This window comes from Amycolatopsis thermalba (assembly GCF_023376025.1).
Lineage (GTDB): Bacteria > Actinomycetota > Actinomycetes > Mycobacteriales > Pseudonocardiaceae > Amycolatopsis_E > Amycolatopsis_E thermalba.
In genome coordinates this window covers 2,960,802-2,983,522 of record NZ_CP091196.1, presented here as the reverse complement: position 1 = coordinate 2,983,522, position 22,721 = coordinate 2,960,802, and the positions used below count along the sequence as shown (strand labels likewise).

At 72.8% G+C, this 22,721-nt stretch carries 22 protein-coding genes and 1 pseudogene; 7 read left to right on the top strand and 16 right to left on the bottom strand.

Features of this window, described 5'->3' with window-relative positions:
• Positions 1-25 precede the first annotated feature (25 nt).
• Positions 26-610, bottom strand: coding sequence for a TetR/AcrR family transcriptional regulator (locus L1857_RS14385; RefSeq protein ID WP_116109535.1), 585 nt, complete (start codon positions 608-610; stop codon positions 26-28).
• An 88-nt stretch (positions 611-698) separates the two neighbouring features.
• Between L1857_RS14385 and L1857_RS14380 the strand changes: the two genes are divergently transcribed.
• Positions 699-1,901 carry a cytochrome P450 gene (locus L1857_RS14380; RefSeq protein ID WP_249465309.1) on the top strand — a complete coding sequence of 401 codons (1,203 nt, stop codon included), beginning with the start codon at positions 699-701 and terminating at the stop codon, positions 1,899-1,901.
• A 338-nt stretch (positions 1,902-2,239) separates the two neighbouring features.
• On the opposite strand, the gene L1857_RS14375 is transcribed toward L1857_RS14380, so the two are convergent.
• From L1857_RS14375 to L1857_RS14325, 11 genes are all read right to left on the bottom strand, one after another.
• The gene (locus L1857_RS14375) at positions 2,240-3,049 is read right to left on the bottom strand and encodes an alpha/beta hydrolase family protein (RefSeq protein WP_116109537.1); all 810 of its coding nucleotides are present in this window, start codon (positions 3,047-3,049) and stop codon (positions 2,240-2,242) included.
• Between the two features lie 70 nt (positions 3,050-3,119).
• Complete coding sequence (locus L1857_RS14370; RefSeq protein ID WP_249465307.1) at positions 3,120-4,160, bottom strand: LLM class flavin-dependent oxidoreductase; 1,041 nt, start codon at positions 4,158-4,160, stop codon at positions 3,120-3,122.
• Complete coding sequence (locus L1857_RS14365) at positions 4,160-4,666, bottom strand: SRPBCC family protein (RefSeq protein WP_094005098.1); 507 nt, start codon at positions 4,664-4,666, stop codon at positions 4,160-4,162. Before L1857_RS14365 ends, L1857_RS14370 begins: the two co-directional genes overlap by 1 nt.
• A 53-nt stretch (positions 4,667-4,719) precedes the next feature.
• Positions 4,720-5,220 carry a winged helix-turn-helix transcriptional regulator gene (locus tag L1857_RS14360; protein WP_094005099.1) on the bottom strand — a complete coding sequence of 167 codons (501 nt, stop codon included), beginning with the start codon at positions 5,218-5,220 and terminating at the stop codon, positions 4,720-4,722.
• Between the two features lie 117 nt (positions 5,221-5,337).
• Positions 5,338-5,679 carry a VOC family protein gene (locus L1857_RS14355; RefSeq protein ID WP_094005100.1) on the bottom strand — a complete coding sequence of 114 codons (342 nt, stop codon included), beginning with the start codon at positions 5,677-5,679 and terminating at the stop codon, positions 5,338-5,340.
• A 1-nt stretch (position 5,680) separates the two neighbouring features.
• On the bottom strand, positions 5,681-7,138 hold the full coding sequence (locus L1857_RS14350; protein WP_249465305.1) for a GMC oxidoreductase: 1,458 nt from the start codon (positions 7,136-7,138) through the stop codon (positions 5,681-5,683).
• Positions 7,135-7,506 (bottom strand): C-glycoside deglycosidase beta subunit domain-containing protein, encoded by a 372-nt coding sequence (locus L1857_RS14345; protein WP_094005102.1) that lies wholly within the window; start codon positions 7,504-7,506, stop codon positions 7,135-7,137. Before L1857_RS14345 ends, L1857_RS14350 begins: the two co-directional genes overlap by 4 nt.
• A gap of 10 nt (positions 7,507-7,516) precedes the next feature.
• Positions 7,517-8,512 carry a sugar phosphate isomerase/epimerase family protein gene (locus L1857_RS14340; protein WP_116109541.1) on the bottom strand — a complete coding sequence of 332 codons (996 nt, stop codon included), beginning with the start codon at positions 8,510-8,512 and terminating at the stop codon, positions 7,517-7,519.
• Positions 8,513-8,594: 82 nt separating this feature from the next.
• Positions 8,595-9,260, bottom strand: coding sequence for a TetR/AcrR family transcriptional regulator (locus L1857_RS14335; protein WP_240323052.1), 666 nt, complete (start codon positions 9,258-9,260; stop codon positions 8,595-8,597).
• A gap of 44 nt (positions 9,261-9,304) precedes the next feature.
• Entirely contained in the window at positions 9,305-9,784 is a 480-nt protein-coding gene (locus tag L1857_RS14330) for a flavin reductase family protein (RefSeq protein ID WP_116109542.1), read from the bottom strand.
• A 1-nt stretch (position 9,785) separates the two neighbouring features.
• Positions 9,786-11,174, bottom strand: a complete 1,389-nt coding sequence (locus L1857_RS14325; protein WP_158224419.1) for a glycoside-pentoside-hexuronide (GPH):cation symporter — start codon at positions 11,172-11,174, stop codon at positions 9,786-9,788.
• A gap of 283 nt (positions 11,175-11,457) precedes the next feature.
• Between L1857_RS14325 and L1857_RS14320 the strand changes: the two genes are divergently transcribed.
• The 5 genes from L1857_RS14320 to L1857_RS14300 all read left to right on the top strand — a co-directional run bounded on the left by L1857_RS14320 (position 11,458) and on the right by L1857_RS14300 (position 16,181).
• Complete coding sequence (locus tag L1857_RS14320; RefSeq protein ID WP_249465303.1) at positions 11,458-12,810, top strand: MFS transporter; 1,353 nt, start codon at positions 11,458-11,460, stop codon at positions 12,808-12,810.
• 46 nt (positions 12,811-12,856) lie between these two features.
• On the top strand, positions 12,857-13,795 hold the full coding sequence (locus L1857_RS14315; RefSeq protein WP_116109544.1) for a sugar phosphate isomerase/epimerase family protein: 939 nt from the start codon (positions 12,857-12,859) through the stop codon (positions 13,793-13,795).
• Entirely contained in the window at positions 13,792-14,733 is a 942-nt protein-coding gene (locus L1857_RS14310) for a sugar phosphate isomerase/epimerase family protein (protein ID WP_116109545.1), read from the top strand. The genes L1857_RS14315 and L1857_RS14310 overlap by 4 nt, the downstream gene beginning before the upstream one ends.
• 14 nt (positions 14,734-14,747) lie before the next feature.
• Positions 14,748-15,524 (top strand): TIM barrel protein, encoded by a 777-nt coding sequence (locus L1857_RS14305; protein ID WP_198958199.1) that lies wholly within the window; start codon positions 14,748-14,750, stop codon positions 15,522-15,524.
• A 165-nt stretch (positions 15,525-15,689) separates the two neighbouring features.
• Positions 15,690-16,181: a hypothetical protein gene (locus L1857_RS14300; RefSeq protein WP_094005110.1), complete on the top strand. Its 492-nt coding sequence runs from the start codon at positions 15,690-15,692 to the stop codon at positions 16,179-16,181.
• 144 nt (positions 16,182-16,325) lie between these two features.
• Here the strand turns inward: L1857_RS14300 and L1857_RS14295 are convergent, their stop codons facing one another.
• Together L1857_RS14295 and L1857_RS14290 are read right to left on the bottom strand one after the other, a co-directional pair.
• Complete coding sequence (locus tag L1857_RS14295; RefSeq protein ID WP_249465301.1) at positions 16,326-18,686, bottom strand: beta-glucosidase; 2,361 nt, start codon at positions 18,684-18,686, stop codon at positions 16,326-16,328.
• A complete protein-coding gene (locus L1857_RS14290; RefSeq protein WP_116109547.1) occupies positions 18,683-19,786 on the bottom strand; it encodes an LLM class flavin-dependent oxidoreductase in 1,104 nt (367 codons plus the stop codon). Before L1857_RS14290 ends, L1857_RS14295 begins: the two co-directional genes overlap by 4 nt.
• A gap of 104 nt (positions 19,787-19,890) precedes the next feature.
• On the opposite strand from L1857_RS14290, the gene L1857_RS14285 reads away from it, so the two are divergent.
• Complete coding sequence (locus L1857_RS14285; RefSeq protein WP_249465297.1) at positions 19,891-20,967, top strand: LysR family transcriptional regulator; 1,077 nt, start codon at positions 19,891-19,893, stop codon at positions 20,965-20,967.
• A 9-nt stretch (positions 20,968-20,976) separates the two neighbouring features.
• On the opposite strand, the pseudogene L1857_RS14280 reads toward L1857_RS14285, so the two are convergent.
• Positions 20,977-21,600, bottom strand: a pseudogene (locus tag L1857_RS14280) (ROK family protein); the annotation flags it as partial.
• 35 nt (positions 21,601-21,635) lie between these two features.
• Entirely contained in the window at positions 21,636-22,604 is a 969-nt protein-coding gene (locus L1857_RS14275; RefSeq protein ID WP_249465295.1) for an NAD(P)H-dependent flavin oxidoreductase, read from the bottom strand.
• Between the last annotated feature and the right edge of the window lie 117 nt (positions 22,605-22,721).

Here is a 22,721-nt window from a genome sequence, read left to right as displayed (position 1 = left end):
CCAGGCATCCACAGTGGACCGTTAGTCAGCGGCCGGCCGATCCCGCCGCCACCAGGTGCGGCCAGATCTCCGCCGCGATGCCCTCCGCTGTGCCGGGGCAGCCCCGGCGCAGCCAGTCCATCACCGTCCCCAGCAGCGCGCCCGCCAGCAGCGCCGCGGCCGGGTCGTGCGGGATCTCCGCCGGGTCGTCGGCGTGGGTGGGCGCTCCGGTGCCGGTCAGGCGCACGTGGATCGCGATGGCGAGGCGGTGGTGCAGGTGGTTGATCACCCGGGCGCTGCCGGCGAGCAACGCGCCGTACAGCCGGGCGTGCGCGGCGACGTGCTCGAAGATCCGCGCCAGCGCCGCGATCGGCGCGGGGTCCTCGTTCGGCAGCAGCACGTGCGCCGCGGCGACCAGCTCGTCGAACATGTCCGTGCACGCGGCGGCCGCCAGGTCGTGCACGTCGGCGTAGTGCTCGTAGAACGTGGAACGGTTCACGTCCGCGCGTTTGGTCAGGTCGGACACCGAGATCTGGGTGAGGTCGCGCTCGGCGATCAGCTCCAGCAGCGCGGCCTCGAGCGCGGAGCGTGACCGGCGGCTGCGGCGATCGGGTACTTGCGGCGCGGACACCGGATCAGTCTCATTGACTCCAACAGGTGTTGGAAAAACACCACATGTCGGAATATTTCGGGCGAAGTTGACTGCCGAGGAGTTGGTGATGACCACCGCGGAGCCCCGGAACTACCCGTTCAGCACGCCGGAACGGCTGGAGGTGGAGCCGATGTTCGCCGAGCTGCGTGCGAACCAGCCGCTGAGCCGGGTCCGGCTGCCCTACGGCGAGCCGGGCTGGCTCGCCACCCGTTACGAGGACGTGAAGGTCGTCCTCGGCGACCCGCGGTTCAGCCGCGCGGCGAGCCTGGAGCACGACGAGCCGCGGATGCGGCCACAACCCTCGCTGCCCGGCAGCATCCTGAGCATGGATCCGCCGGACCACAGCCGCCTGCGCCGCCTGGTCACGAAGGCGTTCACGGTGCGGCGCATCGAGCAGCTGCGGCCGCGGGTGCGGCAGATCGCCGACGAGCTGGTCGACGGGATGCTGGCCGCCGGCCCGCCCGCCGATCTGGTGGAGGCGTTCGCGCTGCCCGTGCCGGTGACCGTGATCTGCGAGCTGCTGGGCGTCCCGTACGCGGACCGCGGGGATTTCCGGTACTGGTCGGACGCGTTCCTGTCCACGACGAGGTTCCCGCCGGAGGAGGTGGCCGACTGCGCGGGGAAGATGCACGCCTACCTGGAGGGCCTGATCGCCCAGCGCCGCGCCGAGCCGCGCGACGATCTGCTCAGCGGCCTGGTCGCCGCGCGGGACAACGAGGATCGTCTGTCCGAAGAGGAACTGGTCCGGCTCGCGATGGCGCTGCTGATCGCCGGGCACGAGACGACCGCGTCGCAGATCCCCAACTTCGTCTACACGCTGCTGACGCACCCGGACCAGCTCGCGATGCTGCGCGCGGACCTGAGCCTGGTGCCGAAGGCGGTCGAGGAGCTGATGCGGTTCGTGCCGCTGGGGATCGGCGCGGGCATCGCCCGGTACGCGACGGAGGACATCGAGCTGGGTGGGGTGCTGGTGCGCGCCGGGGAGGCCGTGCTGCCCGCGCTGGCGTCGGCGAACCGGGACGAAAGCGCTTTCCCCGATGCGGACGTGCTCGATCTGCGCCGGGAGGACACGTCGCACATCGGCTTCGGGCACGGGGTGCACCATTGCCTGGGCGCGCCACTGGCGCGGATGGAGCTGCAGGTCGCGCTGGACACGCTGCTGCGCCGGCTGCCGGACCTGCGCCTCGCCGACGGCGAGTCCGGAGTGGACTGGAAGGAGGGCCTGTCGACCCGCGGCCCGGAGCGGCTGCTGGTGACCTGGGAGCAGTGATCGCCGGACGGTGCGCCTGGGGCGCCCGCTGGCGGGCGGCTGGTGGTGCGGAACCGCTGCTCCGGAGCGAGCCAGCGCTGGTGCGCACGCTGCTCGCCTGCCGGGCGGCCCGCGCCGCGGGCCCGAACCGCGCGCTGCTCACCTGCCGCCGCCGGTCGGGGGCGCCCGTTTCGGCCCCACGACGTGGGCAGCCGAGGTGCGGGATGCCGGCCCCGCCGTTGCTCCTGGGGGCCGGCGCCTTCCGGACCACCGTCTTCCGGGCCGGCGCCTTCCGGGCCGGCGGGAACCGTGCTTCATGGGTGGTGCGTTGCTCGGCCGGGATCCCGTCGGGCGGCTTTTCAGTTCGTGAGCTGCCGGGAGAACCACCTCGTCAGGATCTCGTCCACCGACTTGGCCGTGGGTAGCTGCGGTGCCGGGTCCAGGCCCGGTTCCTCGGCCAGCGGGTGCGCCAGCTCCGGCACCGTGACCAGCTCGGCCCCACCAGAGTGGGCGCGCAGCTCCCCGACCAGCGCGGTGGCGTCCGCGCGCAGGACGGGGTGGTCCAGCTCCCCGCTGACGACCAGTAGTGGCAGTTCCGCCGCGATTTCTCCGGCGCGGGCGACGAAGTCGAACTCCTCCGCCACCCGGTGCGCCTCCTCGGTCCAGTGGTACGGGTGTCCGGCGAGCCCGTCGGTCAGCGGGACCACCGATCGCAGCCGCACCGCGGGGTTGACGAGCGCCGCCGCGCGGACCGGAAACGCTTGCGTGGCAAGCACGTTCAGCGCCACCGCCCCACCCAGTGAGGCGCCGAGCACGCTCACCGGACCGTCGTCGACCGGCAACTGACGGCGCAGCGCCTCCAACGCGGCCGGGAACTCCTCGGCCGCCTGCCGGGCGAACGGCGCCAGGAACGCCAGCAACGCATCCCGCCGGGCGAGTTCGACGACCGCGCCGACCCGGCCGTCGACCATCCGCGCGCCGCACATCGGCATGCCCAGGTGCACCCGCCACGCCGGCACCCCGCGCATCGGCAGCGCGGCCGCGAACGCCGCGTCCGTGCGGGGCGCGTCGAGCATGTGCCAGGTGACGATCAACGGCGCGGGACCGTCGACGGCCGGCGGCAACGCCGTGTACGGGACCCCAGCGGCACTTCCGGTCAGAGTTTCCATGACCACCCCCAACGTCCACCCTAGACACCGGGGCGACGATGGAGAAAGCCCTTTCGCTGCAAGCGAAACCTCACACCGAACGCACCAGCTCGATCGCCCGGGCCAGGGTTGCCAGGCGCGCCTCCAGGGTGTCCCCCGCCGGGTACAGGCGCACCGTGTCCACGCCCGCGTCCCGCCAGACACGCAACCGGTCGCGCACCATCGGTTCGGTGCCGATGAGCGTCGTGGCGAGGACCATCTCGTCGGTCACCAGTGCGGCCGCCCCGTCGCGGTCCCCGGCCTGCCACCGCTGCCGCACCTCGGCCGCCACCTCGGCCCAGCCCTGCCTGCTGTAGGCCCGGTTGTAGAAGTTGGCCGACGCCGAACCCATCCCGCCCAGGCTGAACGCCAGCTCCTTCTTCCGGCCGGCCACCATCGCCCGCAGCGCATCCTCGTCCGGCGCGAACGCCACCTCCGCGCCCTGGCACACGTCCAGATCCGCGCGGGTGCGCCCGCTCCGCGCCAGCCCCTCGTCCAGGTGCGCGAAATACGCCTCACCCGCACCCTCGGGCACGAAACTGGTGCCCAGCCACCCGTCGGCGATCTCGCCGGTCAGCCGCAGCATCGCCGGGGACAGGGTCGCCAGGTAGACCGGGATCTCGTGCTCGGCGCGCATCGACAGCCGCATCGGCACCGCCTCCCCGCCCGGCAGCGGAATCCGGAACTCCGTGCCGGAGTAGGAGATCTTGCCGCCCTCGATCACCCGGCGCACGATCTCCACGGTCTCCCGCACCCGGGCCAGCGGCCGCGCGAACGGCACCCCGTGCAGGCCCTCGATCACCTGCGGCCCGGACGCGCCCAGCCCCAGCACGAACCGTCCACCGGACAGATTGGACAGTGTGATCGCGGTCTGCGCCACCGCCACCGGCGTCCGGGTGCCGACCTGCATGACGCCGGACCCGAGCAGCATCCGTTCGGTGCGCGCGGCGAAGTAGCCGAGCGCGGACGGGCCGTCGGAGCCCCACGCCTCGGCGACCCAGCAGATGTCGAGGCCGAGTTTCTCCGCCTCCACCACGAAATCCGCGACCTCGCCGAAGCCGCTCGACGCTTCGACGGTCGTCGCGGTGCGCATCAGGCCTCCGCCCGCTTCTTCAGGCACTCCAGCGTCGCGGTCATGTTGCGCTCGAACTCGCGCAGCCGCACGAAGACGATCTTCTGTTCCTTGTCCGGCATCCGGTCGATCGCCACGGACAACCCGGACCGCCCCGGCCCCAGGCGCATCCACTGCGACAGCTCCGTGCCGCCGTCCCGCGGTTCCACCCGGAACCGCCAGGTCGCGCTGGGCTCGTCCGGGTCCCCGACCGCCCAGGCGAACACCCGGCCCGGCTCGAATTCGACGATCTCCGACGTGGTCACCCACTCCCCGAACGCTTCGTGCTTGCTGCGCCCGACGAACCGGGCGCCGGGCGCGGGGCCGGTGGCGCCGTCGAGCCAGTCGACGGACTGCAACTCGTCGCTCATCTCCGGCATCAGCCCGATGTCGGAGACCAGGGCCCACACCCGCTCGGGCGGCGCGTCGATCCAGGTGCGCACCTCCACCGTCGGCGTGTCCGCGTAGCGCGCGCCCGTCCACTCCATCGCGGCCGTCCTCCTCGTCGCGGGGTCCGGCCACTAGAGTTGCGTAATAAGACTCAGCCTGTCAAGAACCTGTCGCGCACGTCCGGCCTGCTCCGGAGCCGCTCCGGGAACCCGGGGCCGAGCCGCATCCGGGTGTCGTCGGCGCGCAGCGGCTCGCCGCACCGCGCACAGACGACCTCGGCGTGGGTGTCGTGGCCGCACGGCTCGTGGTGGAAGGTGATCGGCGCGCCCTCGTCACCGGCGAGCCACCGGTCGCCCCACCGGGACAACGCGGCCAGCACGCCGAAGAAGTCCCGCCCCTTCTCGGTGAGCAGGTACTCGTGGCGGCGCGGCTCGTCCTGGTAGGGCCGCCGCTCCAGCAGCCCCTGCTCGACGAGCCGGCGCAGCCGGTCGGTGAGCGTGTTGCGGGCGATGCCCAGCGACTGCTGGAAGTCGTCGAACCGGCGGACGCCGTAGAAGGCCTCGCGCAGCACCAGGGGCGTCCACGCGTCGCCCAGCAGGTCGACGGTGCGGGCGATCGAGCACGGCCAGTTCGCGAACGACGTCCTCTTCATACGGCCAGGGTAACCCGGGCGAGCGGGTCACCCTTCCCGGCAGAGGACGAGGTGCTCGTGGTGGAGCACGCCGTCGCGGACGTCGGCGGTGACCCACATGCCGACGAACGGGTGGGGTCAGCCCGCCTTCGCGCTGTGCAGCACGATCTCGGTACCCTCCGCCGTCCACACCAGACACCGCAGCTCGTGCGGGCCTTCCTCGACCTCGCCGGTCTTCAGGCCCGCTGCCGCGGCCTCGGCTCGGGCGGCGGCCAGGTCGGGGACCCGCAGCAGCAACGCGGGCCGGGACGTCACGCTGTCGGTCCCGGACAGCGCGACCCGCGCCCCGGCCACGTCGAACTGGGCCCACCGGTCGCCGTCGACGAACGCCGGTTCCGCGCCCAGCAGCCGCGACCACACGGCCACCGCGCCGGGCAGGTCGGTCACCGGGACGACCGTCGCGATCTTGCTGATGTCCACGTCAGGCTCCTGCCGGTAGGGTGCGGGCGATGTGCCGGGCGCCGGCGACGGCCAGCGCCACCGAGGTCAGCGTCGGGTTGCAGGCGGTCGCGGTGGGGATGACGCCGTTGCCGGCCACGTGCAGGCCGTCGACACCCCACACCCGCGACGACGGGTCGCACACGGACGTCCCGTCATCGGACCGTCCCATCCGGACAGTCCCCTGGTAGTGCAGGGAAGATCCGGGCGGGAGCGTGATCGGCTCCTCGTCCAGCGGGTCGCCGAGCGCGGACGCGGCCCGGCGCACGGCGGTGCGGGCGGCCTCCAGCGCGGCCTCGTCCCGCGAGGTGAGCCGGTAGTGGATGCGCATCGCGGGCATGCCGTAGCCGTCGCGTGCGGTGTCGTCGAACGCGACGCGGTCCGCGGCCCGCACGTCCTTGGCGCAGAACCAGCCCAGCCCGACGATCGATCCGGGCGCGGGCACGTCGTCCGGCGCGAGCGGCACCGGGGACGCGTCGAGCTGCATCACCTGGCCGTGGAAGGGTTCGGCGTCGGTGAACGGCACCCAGCTCACCCCGCTCTGCCGCACGATCCGGGACCGGCCCCGGGGATCGGTCTCCAGGGATCCGGCATCGCGCAGCCGCACCGCGAACACCACCTGCGGCTGGTCGTTGAGGTACCGCCCGAGCGCGGGCGGCCGCACCCCGGACGCCCACAGCAGCTGCGGGGTCCGCAGCGCGTCCGCGGCCACCACGACCCGCGCGGCGCGGACCTCGTGCTCGCCACCGTCCCGCAGGTCGCGGACGAGCACACCGGCGGCCCGCCCGTCCGCCACGAGCACGCGCGTCACCAGTGCTTCCGGGAACAGCGTGTGCCGCTCGTTGCGCCGGGTCGCCTCGCCGAACACGACGTCGGCCCCGGACCAGGTCAGCGAGCCGTCCGGAGCGCACCGCACGGCCAGCGGCATCGGCCGCACCCGCCGCTCCTCGCTCCGGCCCGGGTCGAAGGCCGCGGCCAGCCGTTTGCGGACCTCGGCGGCGAAGGGCGCGTCGTCGAAGGCGTGCGCGGACACCGCGAGCAGCCGTTCGGCCTCGTCGAGCAGGTCGTCCAGATCCGGCAGGAACCCGATCCGCTCGCTGCCGCCGGGACGCGGGCAGGCCGCCGTCCAGTGCGCGCCCATGCCGCCGACGTTGCTCGACATGGCCGCGGCGGGCAGCTCCTCGCCCCCGAGCACGAAGGTCCCCGGGCGCCCTCGCCCCGGACCGCCGGGCCCCTCCGAGCGCCGCTGCGCCCGTTCCCGCGCGGCCGGGTCGGCGATGTTCTTCACGTGCACGCCCGGCGGATCGGCGAGCAACGGCCCGGCCTCGAACGTGGCGAGCCGCAGGTGCGGTCGCGTCTCGGACAGGATCCGCGCGTAGGCAGCCCCGCACGGTCCACTCCCGACGATCGCCACGTCCACTGTGGAGGGAAACGTCCTCATGCCAGGACCAGCCGCTTGCGGTCGCGCCCGCCACCGGGCACCGGCATGTAGGAGATCCGCAGCCGCACGGAGACGGCCACGTCGTGCTCGCCCGGCGCCAGCGGCTCGCCGGTGGTGAAGCCGAGCACCGCCCGCTCCCCCATCTCCCACCGATCGTCGGTGATCCGGGGCAGTTCGGCGAAGGTGTAGGTGTTGCCGTGCACGGTGAAGGTGGTGCGCTCCGGCGGCACCGGGGTGCCGTCCAGGACGAGGTCGACAGCCTCCACCATGGACAGGAAGAGCCCGCGGTAGTAGGGCATCCGCACCTCCACCTCCCCGCCGGACCGGCCACGGGCGCGCAGCCCGCACACGATGTACTGGTCGAACACTGCGATCTCCTCAGGGGGTCTCGCCGAGCAGCCGCGCCAGCATCTCCTGCTGGCGGCGCACCTGCTCGACGCTGTCGACGGGGAAGGCGTCCTGGATGTGCCGGTTGCCCTCGTACTCACTGGACAGGTAGCCGGTGAACCCGCCGGCGGCGAGCACCGGCACGATCTCCTCGTAGGGGATGCTGTACTCGGTGCCCTCGTCGGTCATCTCGTAGAACTTCGCCTGCACGTGCCCGATGAACGGCAGGTGCTCCAGCATGTCCTTCGGTTCGGTCCAGATGTAGTGGGTGGCCTGGCGCGCCAGCCCGAACTCGACCGGCCCGCCGCCGCGGTAGTTGACGATGTCCATCAGCGCGTGGGTGTCGCCGTGGTCGTCGTAGGTCCGCACGATGTAGTCGACGAGATCCGGCCGGGCGCCGTCGCGCAGCGCCCGTTCGCTGACCACGCGGGGGAACCGCCGGACGTGCACGCCCATGTCCGGCATCAGCCCGAGCACGTGCGGGCCGCACCGGTGCATCACTGCGAGGTGTTCGAGGATCCACGGGTGGGTGAAGTGGAACGGCGCGTGCACCTCGAGCAGCAGCCGCACGCCGCGGTCCTCGGCGTAGGGCGCGGCGGCGGCCATCACCTCGGGCGAGAAGTTGATGGTGGCCTTGACGATGCCGGCCCCGAGCCGGACGGCGATGTCGATGTCGCGCCGCACCGAGGCCACCTGCTCGTCGAGGGTGAGCCAGCGGCCGGCGTGGAGCTTGGTGTCGAGGAAGGCGTTGGTGGCCACCGGGGTCGTCCCGTAGGTCGCCATCCAGTCGTGCCAGCGCGCCACGAACTCGCCGGTCAGCACCGGGTAGCCCGGGATCGACTGCTCCGGGATGATCTCGATCCCCAGTGCGCCCAGGGACGCGCAGGCGGCCACGCAGTCCTCGACGGACATCGTGCGCAGGAAGTACTCCTCCTGGAAGGAGTACAGGCTCACGCCGCGGCGCGGGCGGTCGGGAGGGGCGCTCACGGGTTCTCCTCTACTTTCATATTCAGCATGATGATTCTAATTTCCAGCGCCGGGAAATGCCAGGGTCTCCCCGCGGGAAGCGTCAGCGCCGGCGGCTCTTCCGCGGTGCCGCGGGCTGGGTGAGGAAGGCCAGCACCATCCGGGCGAGGTCGGCCAGGATGCCGGACCACTCCCCCTCGCCGGACGCCTGCTGCGTGCTGCCCAGGGCGAGCCAGCGGGCGAGCACGCTGTAGACGACGGTGAAGCTCCACTCCAGCGCCCGGCGCGGCTCAGGGTGGCTGATCTCGTCCGCCCGCTCGGCCAGCGCGGCGACGAACGCCTCCCGCAGCTCCGCGTGCGCGGCCCCGCCCAGCTCGGCGATCTGCGCGTCGGTGTTGGCCAGCAGCATGAACGGGCCGAGCACCGGCGCGTTGCGGCGCAGCAGCTCGGCCGCCGTGCCGATGACCCGCTCGACCGCCTCGCCGAACGTCTCGCCCGCCGGGGCCGGCTCGGCGAACGCCGCGCGCTGCTCGTCGCCGATCCGTTCCATCTCGCGGGCGTGCGCGGTGCGGATCAGGTCGTCCTTGCTGCTCACCCGGCCGTAGATCGATCCGGTGGACACCCCGGCGCGCTGGGCGACGTCGGCGAGGGTGAAGGAGTCCGAGCGGCGTTCGACCAGCAACGCGATCACCGCGTCGAGGGCCTTGTCGAACGACAGCCGGCTGCGCTCCTGCTTGGGCTCCCGGACCCGGGCGTTGACGCTCTCCACGGGCCGACCGTACGGCACCGCGGTCACCGCGGGCGACACCGGGATCACGCCGGCACCGCCGCCGCGGCGTAGCGGCCGCGCAGGAACACCATCGGCTCCCCCGCGTCCGGCTCGACCTCCAGCTCACGCACCCGGCCCAGCACCAGTTCGTGGTCACCGGCCGGCCGCACCGCTTCGATGTCGCAGCCGACCCGCAGGACCGTGCCGGACAGCCGCGGCCCGAACAGCGCCGGGCCGGGCAGGCCGTGCACGGCGAACCGGTCCGGCGCCTTGCGCACGAAGTCCCGGCACAGCTGTTCGCTGCCGGCGGCGAGGACGTTGGCGCAGAAGCGGCCGGTCTCGCGGATCCGCGGCCACGACGTGCTGGCCCGGTCGGGCAGGAACCCCACCAGCGGCGGGTCCAGCGACACCGAGGTGAACGTGCCGACCACCATCCCGGCGCCGGTGCCGGCGGTGATGACGCAGACACCGGTCGGGTAGTGGCTCAACGCGCGCCGGAACTCGGCGCCGTCGAAGGGGTTCACGTCAGCCCTCCTCCTTCGCGCGGGTCGCGCGGTCGATCTCCTCGGCCATGCGTTCGTGCTTGCCGTCGAGGTCCCAGAACGCCATCGTCAGCGCCTGCAGCACGATCAGCAGCAGCGGGGCGCCGTAGAACATCACCCGGATCGCGGTCAGCGCCGAGCCGTTCGCCTCGCCCGGCGTGTATCCCGCGACGCCCAGGCCGTAGGCGACGGCGGCCGCGCCGATCGCCGAGCCGACCTTGGTGGCGAAGCTGATGCCCGAGGACAGCAGCCCCTCGTTGCGGGTGCCGAACCGCCACTGCTGGTACTCGACGGTGTCGGCGACCATGGTGAACATCGAGACCATCGACAGGTTGATCGCCAGGGTGGCGATGATGTAGCAGGTCAGGAACGCCGGGAAGCTGCTCTCCAGCGGGATCATCGCGGCCCAGAAGACGAACCCGACGCCCAGCGCCTGGATGTTGCCGCGCCGCTTGCCGAACCGGCGGTAGTACGCCGGGGCCACGACACCGCCGACGATCATCGCGCCGGACACCAGCGGCAGCAGCACCGAGATCGCCCACGGCGCGTGCAGCACCGCGAGTGCGAAGTAGACGGTCACCGCGAGCACCATGCCCAGCCGCACGAAGTTGAGCACCCCGTAGACGAAGGTGATCTTCCAGACGCGGTTGCCCCACAGGGTGCGCAGCGCGTCGCGCGGCCGCAGCGAGTCGGTCTCCGGCGGCAGGGCGTAGCGCTCCTTGCAGACCAGGAAGGTGAACACGAAGAAGCCGACGCTGAGCACGCTGAAGATGAGCGTGGCGATGGTCCAGCCGCGCTGCTCGTCGCCGCCGCCGAGCAGCGCCACGAACGGCGTGGTGCCCGCGGTGACGATGATCGACCCGACCGAGCTGCCGATCGCGCGCAGCCCGCCCATCTGCATCCGCTCCTGCGGATCCCGCGTCATCATCGGCAGCAGCGAGCTGTACGGGACGTTGACCAGCGAGAACAGCAGGCCCAGCGTGAGGTAGGTGAGGAACGCGTAGATCAGCTTCCCGGCGTCGCCGAGGTCGGGGACGGTGAAGGTGAGCACGCCGAGGACGCCGAACGGGATCGACGCGAAGACGAGGTAGGGACGGGCCTTGCCCCAGCGCGACCGCGTGCGGTCGACCAGGACCCCGATCGCCGGATCGATGATCGCGTCCAGCAGGCGGGCGACCAGGAACAGGGTGCCGAGCGCGGCGACCGGCACCACGGCCACGTCGGTGTAGTAGTAGAGCAGGAACCCGCCGACGAGGTTCCAGGAGAGGTTCGAGGCGAGGTCGCCGGCTCCGTAGCCGAGCTTCTCCCGCCATCCGAGCCGGACCGCGCGCCCGGGCGTCACCCGGGCGGTGACGTCGCTGGTGATGTCCACAGTGCCGCTCCTTTGCGCACAACGGCGCCGTCGTGGCGCCGGGGAAGACACCGACCACGATGCGGCACGCCGACAGCATAAAGGAAATTCGTAGTTCGGATTCTGCTTATCCACGACAGCGATGCCGCCGGACTGACCTGCGGAAACGCGTCGCCGAGCGCGCCGGACCGGTGCGCACGTGGTGCATACTCCCGGTGACGGCGGGGTGTGCCGCCGAGCCGCCCGCCGGGGAGCCGACCCCTCCCCGCGCCCGGTCGCCGCCGTCGGTTCCAGGAGTCTTCCCGTGTCCACGACCGCCACCGGGCGCCGTGCCCTGTTCGCCTGCCTCGTCCTCGTCACCGCACTCGGCGCGCTCGACCAGACCATCGTCGCCACCGCCCTGCCGGCGATCGTGACCGAACTGGGCGCGCCGTCGCGCGTCTCGTGGGTCGTCACCGCGTACGCGCTGGCCCTGACCGCCGCGATGCCGGCCGCCGGGGCGCTGGGCGACCGCTTCGGGCACCGCCGGGTGCTGGCGCTGTCGATCGGCGTCTTCGTGATCTCCTCCGGCGCCTGCGGGCTCGCCGGGAACGTCGAGTTCCTGGCCGCCGCGCGGCTGGCGCAGGGGCTCGGCGGCGCCGGGCTGCTGGTGCTCCCGCAGGCGGTCGTCGCCGGGGCGGTGCCGGCCCGGGAGCGGACCGCGTTCCTGGGGCCGCTCGGCGCGGTGTACGCCGTGGCGACCGTGGCCGGGCCCCTGCTCGGCGGCTGGCTGACCGACCTGGCCTCATGGCGCTGGATCTTCTGGCTGAACCTCCCGCTCGGCGCGGCCGCGGCGGCGCTCGTGCTCGTCGCGGTCCCGGCCGGGCGGCGGCCGGACGCGCCGGCGCGGTTCGACACCACCGGCGCCGTACTGCTCGCCGCAGCGGCCAGCGGGCTCGTCCTGGTCACCACCGCGGTCGCCGAAACCGGCTGGCACGCGGCCACGGTGACGGCGGCCGCGGGCACGGCGGTGGTCGCCGCGGCCGCGCTGGCCTGGGAGCGCCGGGCTGCCGATCCGGTCCTGCCGGTGACGCTGGCGCGGGACCGCACGGTGCTGCTGTGCTGCCTGCTGGCCCTGGCCGGCGGGATCGGCCTGTTCGGGGTGCTGGCCTACGTGCCGACCTGGGTGCAGGAGGTGTACCGGACCTCGGCGACCACCGGCGGTCTCCTGCTGCTGCCGGTGACCGCCGGGATCGTCGCCGGGGTCAACGCGTCCGGGTTCGCGGTGCGCCGATGGGGCGCGTGGCGGCCCTTCCCGGTCGCGGGGTGCGCGCTGTCCGGCGGCGCGGCAGCGGCACTGGCGTCGATCGGCGAGGCGCCCCTGCCGGTCGTCGCGGCGCTGCTTGCGCTGCTCGGGCTCGGCACCGGGCTGTTCATGCAGATCGTCGTCGTGGTGGCGCAGGACGCGGGCGGGGCCCGGCGGGCCGGGGCGGTCACCGCGGGACTGGCGTTCGTGCGGGAGGCCGGGGTCACGGTCGGCGCGGCCGTGCTCGGCGCCCTGGTCGCCCGGGCCGCGGGCGGGTCCTACGCGCCGGTGTTCGCGACCGCCGCGATGTGCTTCGCGGCCGGGTTCGCGTACGCGCTGGCCCTGCCGGACCGCAGACTAGAATCAGAATAATAATTATGTTTCACTGGTGCACCCGACGTTTCGGAGTTGATCGACGATGACCACGCTCCGCTGGAGCTACATGGACCACTGGCGGGTGGACAGCCCGCGTGGCCCGGTGACGCAGTACTCGGCCCGCCGCCACATGGACGACTTCGTGAAGCAGATCAGCGCGGTCGGCTTCGCGGGCCTGGACATGTTCGACTTCCAGGTCTTCGCGCTGAGCGGCATGTTCGGCTCGGTCGCGAACTACCAGGACTACCTGCGCGACCACGGCATCGACAAGATCGTCAACCTGTTCCGCGGCATCATGTACGACCCGCGCCTGGCCGATCCGCACGTGCGCGAGACGCACGACGAGATCGTGGAGAGCACGCGGCGGATGCTGGGGATGTGGCAGGCGCTCGACATCGAGAACCTGATCGTGATGCCGGCGAGCCTCTACACCGCGGCCGCGCCGGTGACCGACGACAAGATCAAGGCCGCGGCGGAGTGCTGGAGCCGCGTCGGCGAGATGACGCTGACCGAGTTCGGGGTGCGGACCACGGCCCACCACGAGTTCTTCTGCGCCATCCGCACCGAGGCCGACATCCGCAAGTTCTACGACTGGTCCGACCCGCGGTACGTGAGCTTCTTCTGCGACACCGCCCAGCACTGCATCGCCGGCATCGACCCGGTCGCGCTGTTCCTCGACCTGCACGAGCGCTGCTCCGGCTTCCACTTCAAGGACACCCGCCAGGTGGACACCACACAGGCGTACCGGCACAGCCCGGACGCCGAGCTGATGGCTCCGCAGACCGACCGCTGGTTCCACGAGATGGGCACCGAGGGCGGGCTGGTCGACTTCCCGCGGCTGATGCGCGCGATCCGGGACACCGGCTACACCGGCTGGATCACCGTGGAGCACGACAAGGCCAACATCGGCGGCGACTACGCCGAGGCCACCGCACTGTCCATGTGGTACGCCCGCACCGTCCTCTCGGAGATCTCCGCATGACCGTCCGCCTGGGATACGCCATCAACCAGTGGAAGCCGAACTTCGACGACTTCACCCGGCCCGAGCAGCACCGGCGCGCGCTGAAGGTGATCGCCGCGTGCGGCTTCACCGGCGTCGAGCTGCGGGCGGGCACCGGCCGCTGGGACCCGCTCGGCCGGCCCTCCTCGATCGCGGCCACCTACGGGTCCACCGCCGCCTTCCTCGCCCTGGTGCGGGACATCGGGCTGCGGGTGTGCTCCTACTACGTCGATCCGGGCGAGCCGGTGGACGAGGAGCTGAGCCGCGGACGGTCCATTCTGGACCACGCCCAGCACGCCGCGATCGCGGAGTCCCTGCGGCCGTTCGCGGAGTTCCTCGCCGACGCCGGCGCCGACCGGCTGGTGGTGCGGGCGCTGCCCGCGCACGGCACGCTGACCGACGGCCGCCTTTCCGACGCGGCCGACGGGTGGAACGTGGTCGGCGCGATGGCGGCGGAGTCCGGGGTGCGCGTGTCGCTGCACGTGGACTGCCTGTCCGCGGCGGCCGACGAGAAGGTGCTCGCCGGGCTACTGGAGGGCACCGACCCGGCCCTGGTCGGGCTCACCGTGGACACCGCCGAGCTGACGGTCGCCGGGCTCGACCCGGTACGGGTGCTCGGCGACCACCTCGACCGCGTGGACCACCTGCACCTGAAGGACACCCGTCACGTCGACGAGACCGGTGAGCGGTTCGCCCCGCACGCCGAGGCGAGCATGCTGTCCGAAGGCGGCGCCCGGGAGATCGAGCGCTGGTTCTACGAATGCGGCACGCGCGGCGGCCTGGTGGACTTCCCCGCGGTGGCCGCGCTGCTGCGCGACTGGTCCGGCTGGGCGGTGTTCGAAAGCGAGCAGACGCCCAACCCGGCCCGCAGCGCGATGCTCAACGGCTGGTACGCGCAACGTCTGTTCGGCCGCAACTGAAACTGGGAGATCCCGTGTCACTTCCCCTGTCCGTCAACATCGAGCTGCTGTTCCGCGAAGCCGGGGACGACCCCGGGGACCGCGTCCGCGCGGCCGCCGACCACGGTTTCGACGTCGTGGAGATCTGGTCGCACAGCGACAAGGACCTCGACCACCTCGAAAAGGCCCTCGCGTCCACCGGTTCGACGCTGCACACGATGCTGATCGAGGGACGGCTGACGCTCGCGGACGCGAAGACGCACGAGGGGTTCCTCGCGCACGTGCGCGAGGCCGTGGCGGTGGCGAACCGGCTGGGCTGCACCCGGATCGTGACCGGTTCCGGCGTCGGCCTGCCGTACCTGAAGCGGGCCGTGCAGCACGGCATCGTGGTCGAGGCGCTGAAGGCCGGCGCCGAGATCGCCGCCGCGCGCGGTGTCACGATCGTGCTGGAGAACCTGAACACGAAGGTGGACCACCCGGGCACCCTGTTCGACACGACGGCCGAGTGCCTGGCCGCGGTGCGCGAGGTCGGCTCGCCCGGGCTCGCCCTGCTCTACGACGCCTACCACTCGCTGCAGATGGGCGAGACGCCGGCGCGGGAGGTGGCCGGTGCGATGGACCTGGTGTCGCACGTGCAGATCGCCGACCTGCCCGATCGCACCGAACCGGGCACCGGGACGGTCGACTGGGCGGCGCGGCTGCGCGAGCTGCGGGAGCTGGGCTACGCGGGACCGTTCGGGCTGGAGTACGTGCCGACGACCGATTCGATGACGTCGTTGCGGGCGATCGGCGAGATCGCGGCCGGGCTCTGACGCGCTGAGCTGTTCGGGCGCACCGCTTACGCCGCCTGCCGCGCGGTCGCTGGTCCACTAAGGACGCGATCGGGGGCGGAGTATCGTCCGCTTCCCCAACCCGAGTTCGAGCGGAGAAGTCCCATTTCCAGGAATGACAGCCCCGGCCGCGTGCGGGGCGTACGCATGGTCCTCGGTGTCGCGACGGTGTTCGTCGTGACGGCTTGTGGCAGCCAGGCGCCGGCGGCCACCGCGCCCTCGTCCCCGGCGGCCGGCGCCGCTGCCACGACGCCGGCGGCGGTGACCGCGGCGTGGGTGAGCGCGGTGCTGGAGAACCGGTACGACGCGGCGTGTGAGCTGATGGTCGACGAGGGCACGGAGCCCCCGAAGCGGGTGAGCCCGGAGACGTGCGCCCAAGCCGGCTCCACGCTCGACGGCCTGCGCGAGGCGTGGCGGAAGGACGTCGTGACCCTGCCGGCGCAGGTCACGGTCGCCGAGGTCACCCCGCAGGGCGCGACCGCTCTCGTGCCGGACACGGACGTGCTCGTGAACGGGCACTCGCTGCGGGACCTGCAGTCGATCGGCGCCACCGGGGCCGAGTCGGTCCGGCTCAGCCTCGCGCTGCGGCAACTGGACGCGACCTGGTACGTCAGCGACGTGAAGATGAGCTTCGGCTGACCGGTGGGTGGGGGGACGCGGGGTCCCCCCACCGTCACCACTCGCGGTGCAGCACCTGGGTGATCTCCTCTGCGGATCGTGCCACCAGCACCTCGTGCATCCCGGGCGGCACCACCCACCGGCCCTCGCGCCGCCACCACCGGGTCACCACTCGCGGTGCAGGACCTGGGTGATCTCCTCTGCGGATCGTGCCACCAGCACCTCGTGCACCCCGGGCGGCACCACCCACCGGCCCTCGCGCCAGCGGTGCCACGTTCGCTCGTCCAGGGGGACCGTCACCTCCGCCGTCTCGTCCGGGTCCAGCCGCACGCCGGTGAATCCCGCCAGTCGCGCATCCTCCTCTCCTGGTGCCCGGACGTAGACCTGCACCACCTCGCGCCCCCGCCGCGGTCCCGTGTTGGTCACCGGCACCCGCACCCCGGCTCGGTCCACCGCCGCGGGACCGAAGCGGAACGTCGTGTAACCGAGCCCGGAGCCGAACGCGAACCGCGCCCGCGTGCCGCTGCGCGCGAGGTGCCGGTAGCCCGTCGGCTCGGCGGCGGTGTAGTCCCGGCGCAGGTCCGCGTCCAGCACCTCCCCGTGCGTGGACCGGTCCTCGTCGCGCAGCGGGACCGTCACCGGCATCCGCCCGCCGGGCTCGTCGTCGCCCGCGAGGACCCGCGCGAGCGCTTCCCCGAAGCCCTGCCCGGCGAACCAGCCCTGCAGCACCGCGCCGACGTCCCCGGCCCACGGCGCGTCCACCGGCCGGCCCGCGTTCACGACCACCACGGTCCGCGGGTTGACCCGGCCGACCTCGCGGATCAGCTCCCGATGCGCGGCAGGCAGCGCCGAGGAGGCCAGATCCCGGCTCTCCCGCGAGGTTTCCAGCTCGTCCCCGACCACGAGGACCACCGCGTCGGCCTCCGCCGCCAGCCGCCGCGCCCGCTCCAGCGCCCCGGGCGCCGAGGGCGGCGTGCAGGACACTGTCAGCGCCTGCACCCGGCTGCCCGCCGAGACCATCTCGGCGACCACGGTCACCGGTTCCCCGGCCCGCAGCTCGATGCCGGCGCCGGTGGTCTCCGCGCGCGCGACCTGCCCCATCACATCACCCGGGGCGGGGGCCGGCTGCGACGCCAGCACCGTCCCGCCGACCGACAGCGTGGTGGCGCCGGAACCACCCGCCCCGAAGGTCCACCGCCCCTCGACGGGAGGCGTGAACACCGCGGTCAGCCGCAGCGTCCCCGGTTCGGTGGTCGGCCCGGCGCCCGGCACGTCACCGAACCAGATGAACGTGCTGTCCGCACGCACCTCGGACAGCACCAGCTCCCCACCCCGGAAGTGCTCCAGCAGCACACCCGGCCGTCCGTCCGGAGTGGACACGGCGAACCCGCCCAGCGGCGCGGGTGGCACCCCGTCCACCCCGCGCTCGTGCACCACCTCGCCGGGAAAGCGCTTGCGCACCGCCTCCACCGGCGTGGTGACACCCCCGCCGGGACGGATGCGGCCGAACGTCGCGCCCTGGAAGCACGGCCGGTCGGCGTTCGGCCCGATCACCGCGAGCCGCCGGACCGCCGGGTCCAGCGGGAGCACGTCCTCGTTGCGGCACAGGACGAACGCCGCCACGGCCGCCTCCACCAGCACCTCATGTGCGCGGCCCGCGGGCACGGCCGGAGCGCTGACCTGCCGCTCGCTGCCCTCGAGCGCGCCCACCCGCCCGGCGAGCCGCAGCAACCGGGTCACGGCGTCGTCGACACGCGCCTGCGGCACTTCCCCACGCTCGACGGCCTCCGCCAAGCGGGCTCCGAAGTGGATCGCCGGGCCGGGCATCTCGAGGTCGAGCCCGGCGAGCGCGGGCCCGAGGGTTTCGTGCAGGGCGAAGTAGTCGGAGATCACCAGCCCGTCGAACCCCCATTCGCCCTTGACGATCGCCAGCAGCTCGGTGTGCGCCGCGCACGGCGTCCCGTTGAGACGGTTGTAGGCGGTCATCAGCGCCCAGGCCCCCGCGCGCACGGCGAGCTCGAACGGCCGCAGGTACACCTCGCGCAGGGCCGTGTCGTCGACATCGGCGCTCATCCGCTGCCGCTCGGTCTCGGTGTCGTTGCACACCAGGTGCTTCGGCACCGCGGCGACGCCCTGCCCCTGCAGGCCCTCGACGAACGCCGCGCCCAGCACCCCGGCGAGCAGCGGGTCCTCCGACAGCATCTCGAACGTCCGCCCGGACAACCCGGTGCGGGCCAGGTTGAGGTTGGGGGCGTAGACCGCGTCGAAGCCGCGGCGGCGGGCCTCCGCCCCCTCGGCGGCCGCGACCGACCGCACGACGTCCGGGTCCCAGGTGGCGCCCAGCGCGATCCCGCTCGGCAGCAGCAGCGACGTCTCGCGCTCGTCGAAAGTGGGGCTGACCAGGCCGAGCGGACCGTCCACCAGGTACATCGGCCGCAGCCCGGCGGCGGGCTCGGCCGGGGTGCGGTACCCGGTCTCCCCCGCCGTCAGGGCCGCCCGGCGCGCCGGATCCAGGGCGCCGGTCACGCCGCCGTCCGGAAGTGCGGCATGACGCGGGTGGCGAACAGCTCCATCGACCGGCGGCCGAGGGCGACCCGCTCCGGGGTCAGCGGGCCGCCGAGGAACCCGCCGAGCACGTTGCCGATGCCGATGCCCGCGATCTCACGCAGGTGCTCGGTGACGGTCTCCGGGCTGCCCCACAGGCACCAGGTGCGCTGATAGCCGGGTTTGCGGGCGTCCGGCGGCGGAGGCATGGTCACGCCGGTGATCCGCTCCGCGGCCAGGTTCGCCACGTGCTCGCGCTCGATGGCCTCCTGGTACTGCTCCATGAGCAGCTGCAGCTCCTCCTCGGCCTGCTCGTCGGTCTCGGCGACGTGCACGTGCTGGTAGGTGTGGGTGGTCCAGTCCAGGGCACGGGCCACGCGTGCCTCGTCGTGCCCGGCCGCCTCCAGCGCCTCGCGGTAGGCCTGGAAGTAGCGGCGCAGGTGCTCCAGCGGCCGTCCGTCGTCGATGGTCGGCGGGGTGAAGGCCAGGATGAACGCGGGCTGCGCCTTGTCCGCGGCGCGCTGCGTGCTCGACGGGCGGGCCGCGACCGACATCAGCCGCGGGCCCTCCGGGGAACAGGGGGCGGGCACGATCCGGGAGACGATTGAGCCGCGGTAGTGCCCGTTGTCGAACTCGACCGGCGGATCGGAGATCTGCTTGGCCCACAGGCGTTCCACGATCTCCAGATTGGACACCGACAGTCCGGCCGTGTCCCGGTAGTTGATCCCCAGGCCGATCATCTCCTCGGGCGTGGTCCCGCTGCCGGTGCCGACGAGGACCTTGCCGTCGGTGAGCTGGTCGATGAGGTTGAGCCGTTCGGCGAAGCGCACCGGGTGGTGCAGCGGGATGGTCTGCACGGAGAACCCGAAGTGCAACCGGGGCAGCTTCGCGGCGAGGTAGGCCGCGAACATCATCGGGTCGCTGGCCGGCGGCGCGTAGCCGGTGAAGTGGTGGTCGGGCAGGAAGACGGCGTCGAAACCGAGCCGCTCGGCCTCCACCGCGTGGTCGACCATCGCCCTGATGACGGGCCGGTCGTCGGCGGGACCGGAGGACCGGGTGGTCAGGAACGCGGAGAAGTGCACGGCGACCTCCAGTGGTCGATCAGAAATAAATTTAACATGATGATTCTGATTTGAGGTTAGACTGCTCCGCGTCCCCGAGTCAACGGCGAACGGAGAGGGAGACCGTGAACCTCACGAACCTGGACCTGAACCTCCTCGTCCCGCTCGACGCGCTGCTGCGCGAGAAGAGCGTCACGCGCGCCGCCGGGCGGCTGGGGCTCAGCCAGCCCGCGCTCAGCTCCTCGCTCGCCCGGCTGCGCCGGCACTTCGGCGACCAGCTGCTGGTCCGCAACGGCAACGCCTACGAGCTGACTCCGCTGGCCGCGCAGCTGCGCCCGCGCGCCGAGGCCGCGCTGACCGGGGTCCGGCAGGCGTTCAGCCGTCACCCGGGCTTCGACCCGGCCACCTCCGGACGGGAGTTCCGGATCCTGGCGTCGGACTACGTGATGGCCGTCCTGGGCGGCGCGGTCGGCGCGATCCTGGACGAGCGCGCGCCGGGGATGCGGTTGCGGTTCGAGCCCACCACACCGTCCGTTGTGGACCAGGCGCCGGAGAGCCTGCGCGGGGCCGACGCGGTGCTGTTGCCGCACGGGTTCCTGCACGGCACCCCGCACGCCGACCTGTTCTCCGACACGTGGTGCTGCGTCGTCGCGACGGGCAACGAGCGGGTCGGCGACGTCCTGACGATGGACGACCTGCGGAAGCTGCCGTGGGTGTTCACCTACCTGTCGGCGACGGCGTTCACCACGGTCGCGCGGCAGCTGCAGGCGCTCGGGATCGAGCCGCGGGTGACCGCCGTGGTGGAGAGCTTCCTCGCGCTGCCCCACCTGGTCGCCGGCACGGAGCGGATCGGCCTGATCCAGGGGCACCTCGCCGCGCGGCTGTCCGGTGTGGACGGGGTGCGGGTGCTGCCGTGCCCGTTCGAACCGGTTCCGCTGGTGGAGGCGCTGTGGTGGCACCCGATGCACGAGGACGACCCGGAGCACCGCTGGATGCGCGAGGTGTTCGGCGAGGCCGGGCGCGCGCTCGTGCCGCCGGGCCGGGACGGGCGGTCAGGCCAGGTCGGCCGAGAACCGCTGGAGCAGAGCGGCCTGCCCGAGCGGGGTGCCCCGGTCGATCCACCGGCTGAGCGCGGGCGGGGCGAGCAGGTTCTCCGCGGCCAGCAGACCGGCGCCGGTGACGCCTTCGAGGTGGTCCGGTGACGCGGCCCGGATGGTCAGGTCACGCCGCACCAGATCGGTGCACCGCTGGAGCACCGTGCGCGACAACTGGTCCAGGAACCGCGTCCCGGTGCGCAGCACGCCGCCGCCCACCACGAGCACGGCGGGGTTGCAGAAGTTCAGCAGGTTCGCGGTCACCCCGGCGATCACCTCGGACGCCTCGTCGACCAGCCGGACCGCCAGCGGATCTCCCGCCCGCACCGCCTCGCCGAGATCGCCGCCCTTGATCTCGCCGCGTTCCCGCAGCACCGCCGACAACACCGGACTGTCCGCCGCGCGCTCCGTGGCCCGGCGGAGGATGGCCCACCCGCTGGCGACGGCTTCCAGGCACCCGGTGCGGCCGCACCGGCACCCGGCGGCGGGGTCGTCGGTGACGTGGATGTGCCCGATGTCGCCGGCCGCGCCCTGCCGGCCGCGCAGCACCCGGCCGCGCACGATCAGCCCGGCGCCGACCCCCGTGCCCACCTTGAGGAACAGCAGGTCCCGGCCGTCCCGCGGCTCGCCCTTGGTCCACTCGCCGAACGCCATCAGGTTCGCGTCGTTGTCGCCCCAGACCGGGGCGTCGTAGTGGTCGCGCAACCAGGACCGGACGCTGAACCCGTCCCACCCGGGCATGATCGGCGGCGCGACCAGTCGCCCGGTGGCGACGGTCAGTTCAGGACGCTCGCGAGCCGTCCGATGAGGTCGCGGGCCTCGGTGACGATGCGCTCGATCAGCTCGGCCACGGTGGGCACGTCGTCGATGATGCCCTGCACCATGCCCGCCGACCAGATGCCCAGTTCGAGGTCGCCGTCTTCGAACACGCGGCGGCCGCGGGCGCCGGCGACCAGATCGCGCACGCCCTCGAACTTCCCACCCCGGTTCAGGATCGAGACGACCTCGGTGGAGATCGAGTTGCGGGCGACGCGGGCGGTGTTGCGCAGCGGGCGGAAGATCAGCTCGGTGTCCCGCTCGCTGTTGGCGACGAGCCGCTTCTTGACGTTGTCGTGCACCGGGGCTTCGGCCGTGGCGAGGAAACGGGTGCCCATGTTGATGCCGTCCGCGCCCAGCGCCAGCGCGGCGACCAGCCCGCGGGCGTCGCCGAACCCGCCGGAGGCGATCATCGGGATGGTGATCTTCTCCGCGGCGGCCGGGATCAGGACCAGGCCGGGGATGTCGTCCTCGCCCGGGTGCCCGGCGCACTCGAAGCCGTCGATGGAGATGCCGTCCACGCCGAGTTCCTGGGCCTTCACGGCGTGCCGGACGCTGGTGCACTTGTGCAGCACCTTGACCCCGCCCGCGCGGAAGGCCGGCAGGTGCTCGGCCGGGTTGAAGCCCGCGGTCTCCACCACCGGTATCCCGGACTCGACGATGACATCGCGGTACTCGGCGTACGGTGGCGGGTTGATGGCGGGCAGGATGGTCAGGTTGACGCCGAAGGGTTTGTCGGTCATCTCCCGGCACCGGGCGATCTCCTTCGCCAGATCCTCGGGCGTGGGCTGCGTCAGCGCGGTGAGGAAGCCGAGCCCGCCGGCGTTCGCCACGGCCGAGGTCAGCTCCGCGCGGCCCACCCACTGCATCCCGCCCTGCACGATCGGGTACTCGACCCCGAAGACGTCGCAGAACCGCGTGCGCACCATTGCGTCAGCCCCTTCCGGTGTCCCTGGGTAGGGGCGACGATAACGCGACTGAACGAGCGCTAGGTATGGGGCGTGAACTTCATCTCGTCGCCGCGGAGGGCTTGACAGGAGGCCAGC

What these genes read in the sequence shown, in the direction of transcription:
- L1857_RS14300 (WP_094005110.1), top strand. Translation starts at nt 15,690, where the DNA reads ATGGTCCTCGGTGTCGCGACGGTGTTCGTCGTGACGGCTTGTGGCAGC.
- L1857_RS14350 (WP_249465305.1), bottom strand. Translation starts at nt 7,138, where the DNA reads ATGAGGACGTTTCCCTCCACAGTGGACGTGGCGATCGTCGGGAGTGGA.
- L1857_RS14375 (WP_116109537.1), bottom strand. Translation starts at nt 3,049, where the DNA reads ATGGAAACTCTGACCGGAAGTGCCGCTGGGGTCCCGTACACGGCGTTG.
- L1857_RS14360 (WP_094005099.1), bottom strand. Translation starts at nt 5,220, where the DNA reads ATGAAGAGGACGTCGTTCGCGAACTGGCCGTGCTCGATCGCCCGCACC.
- L1857_RS14310 (WP_116109545.1), top strand. Translation starts at nt 13,792, where the DNA reads ATGACCGTCCGCCTGGGATACGCCATCAACCAGTGGAAGCCGAACTTC.
- L1857_RS14380 (WP_249465309.1), top strand. Translation starts at nt 699, where the DNA reads ATGACCACCGCGGAGCCCCGGAACTACCCGTTCAGCACGCCGGAACGG.
- L1857_RS14365 (WP_094005098.1), bottom strand. Translation starts at nt 4,666, where the DNA reads ATGGAGTGGACGGGCGCGCGCTACGCGGACACGCCGACGGTGGAGGTG.
- L1857_RS14370 (WP_249465307.1), bottom strand. Translation starts at nt 4,160, where the DNA reads ATGCGCACCGCGACGACCGTCGAAGCGTCGAGCGGCTTCGGCGAGGTC.
- L1857_RS14275 (WP_249465295.1), bottom strand. Translation starts at nt 22,604, where the DNA reads ATGGTGCGCACGCGGTTCTGCGACGTCTTCGGGGTCGAGTACCCGATC.
- L1857_RS14315 (WP_116109544.1), top strand. Translation starts at nt 12,857, where the DNA reads ATGACCACGCTCCGCTGGAGCTACATGGACCACTGGCGGGTGGACAGC.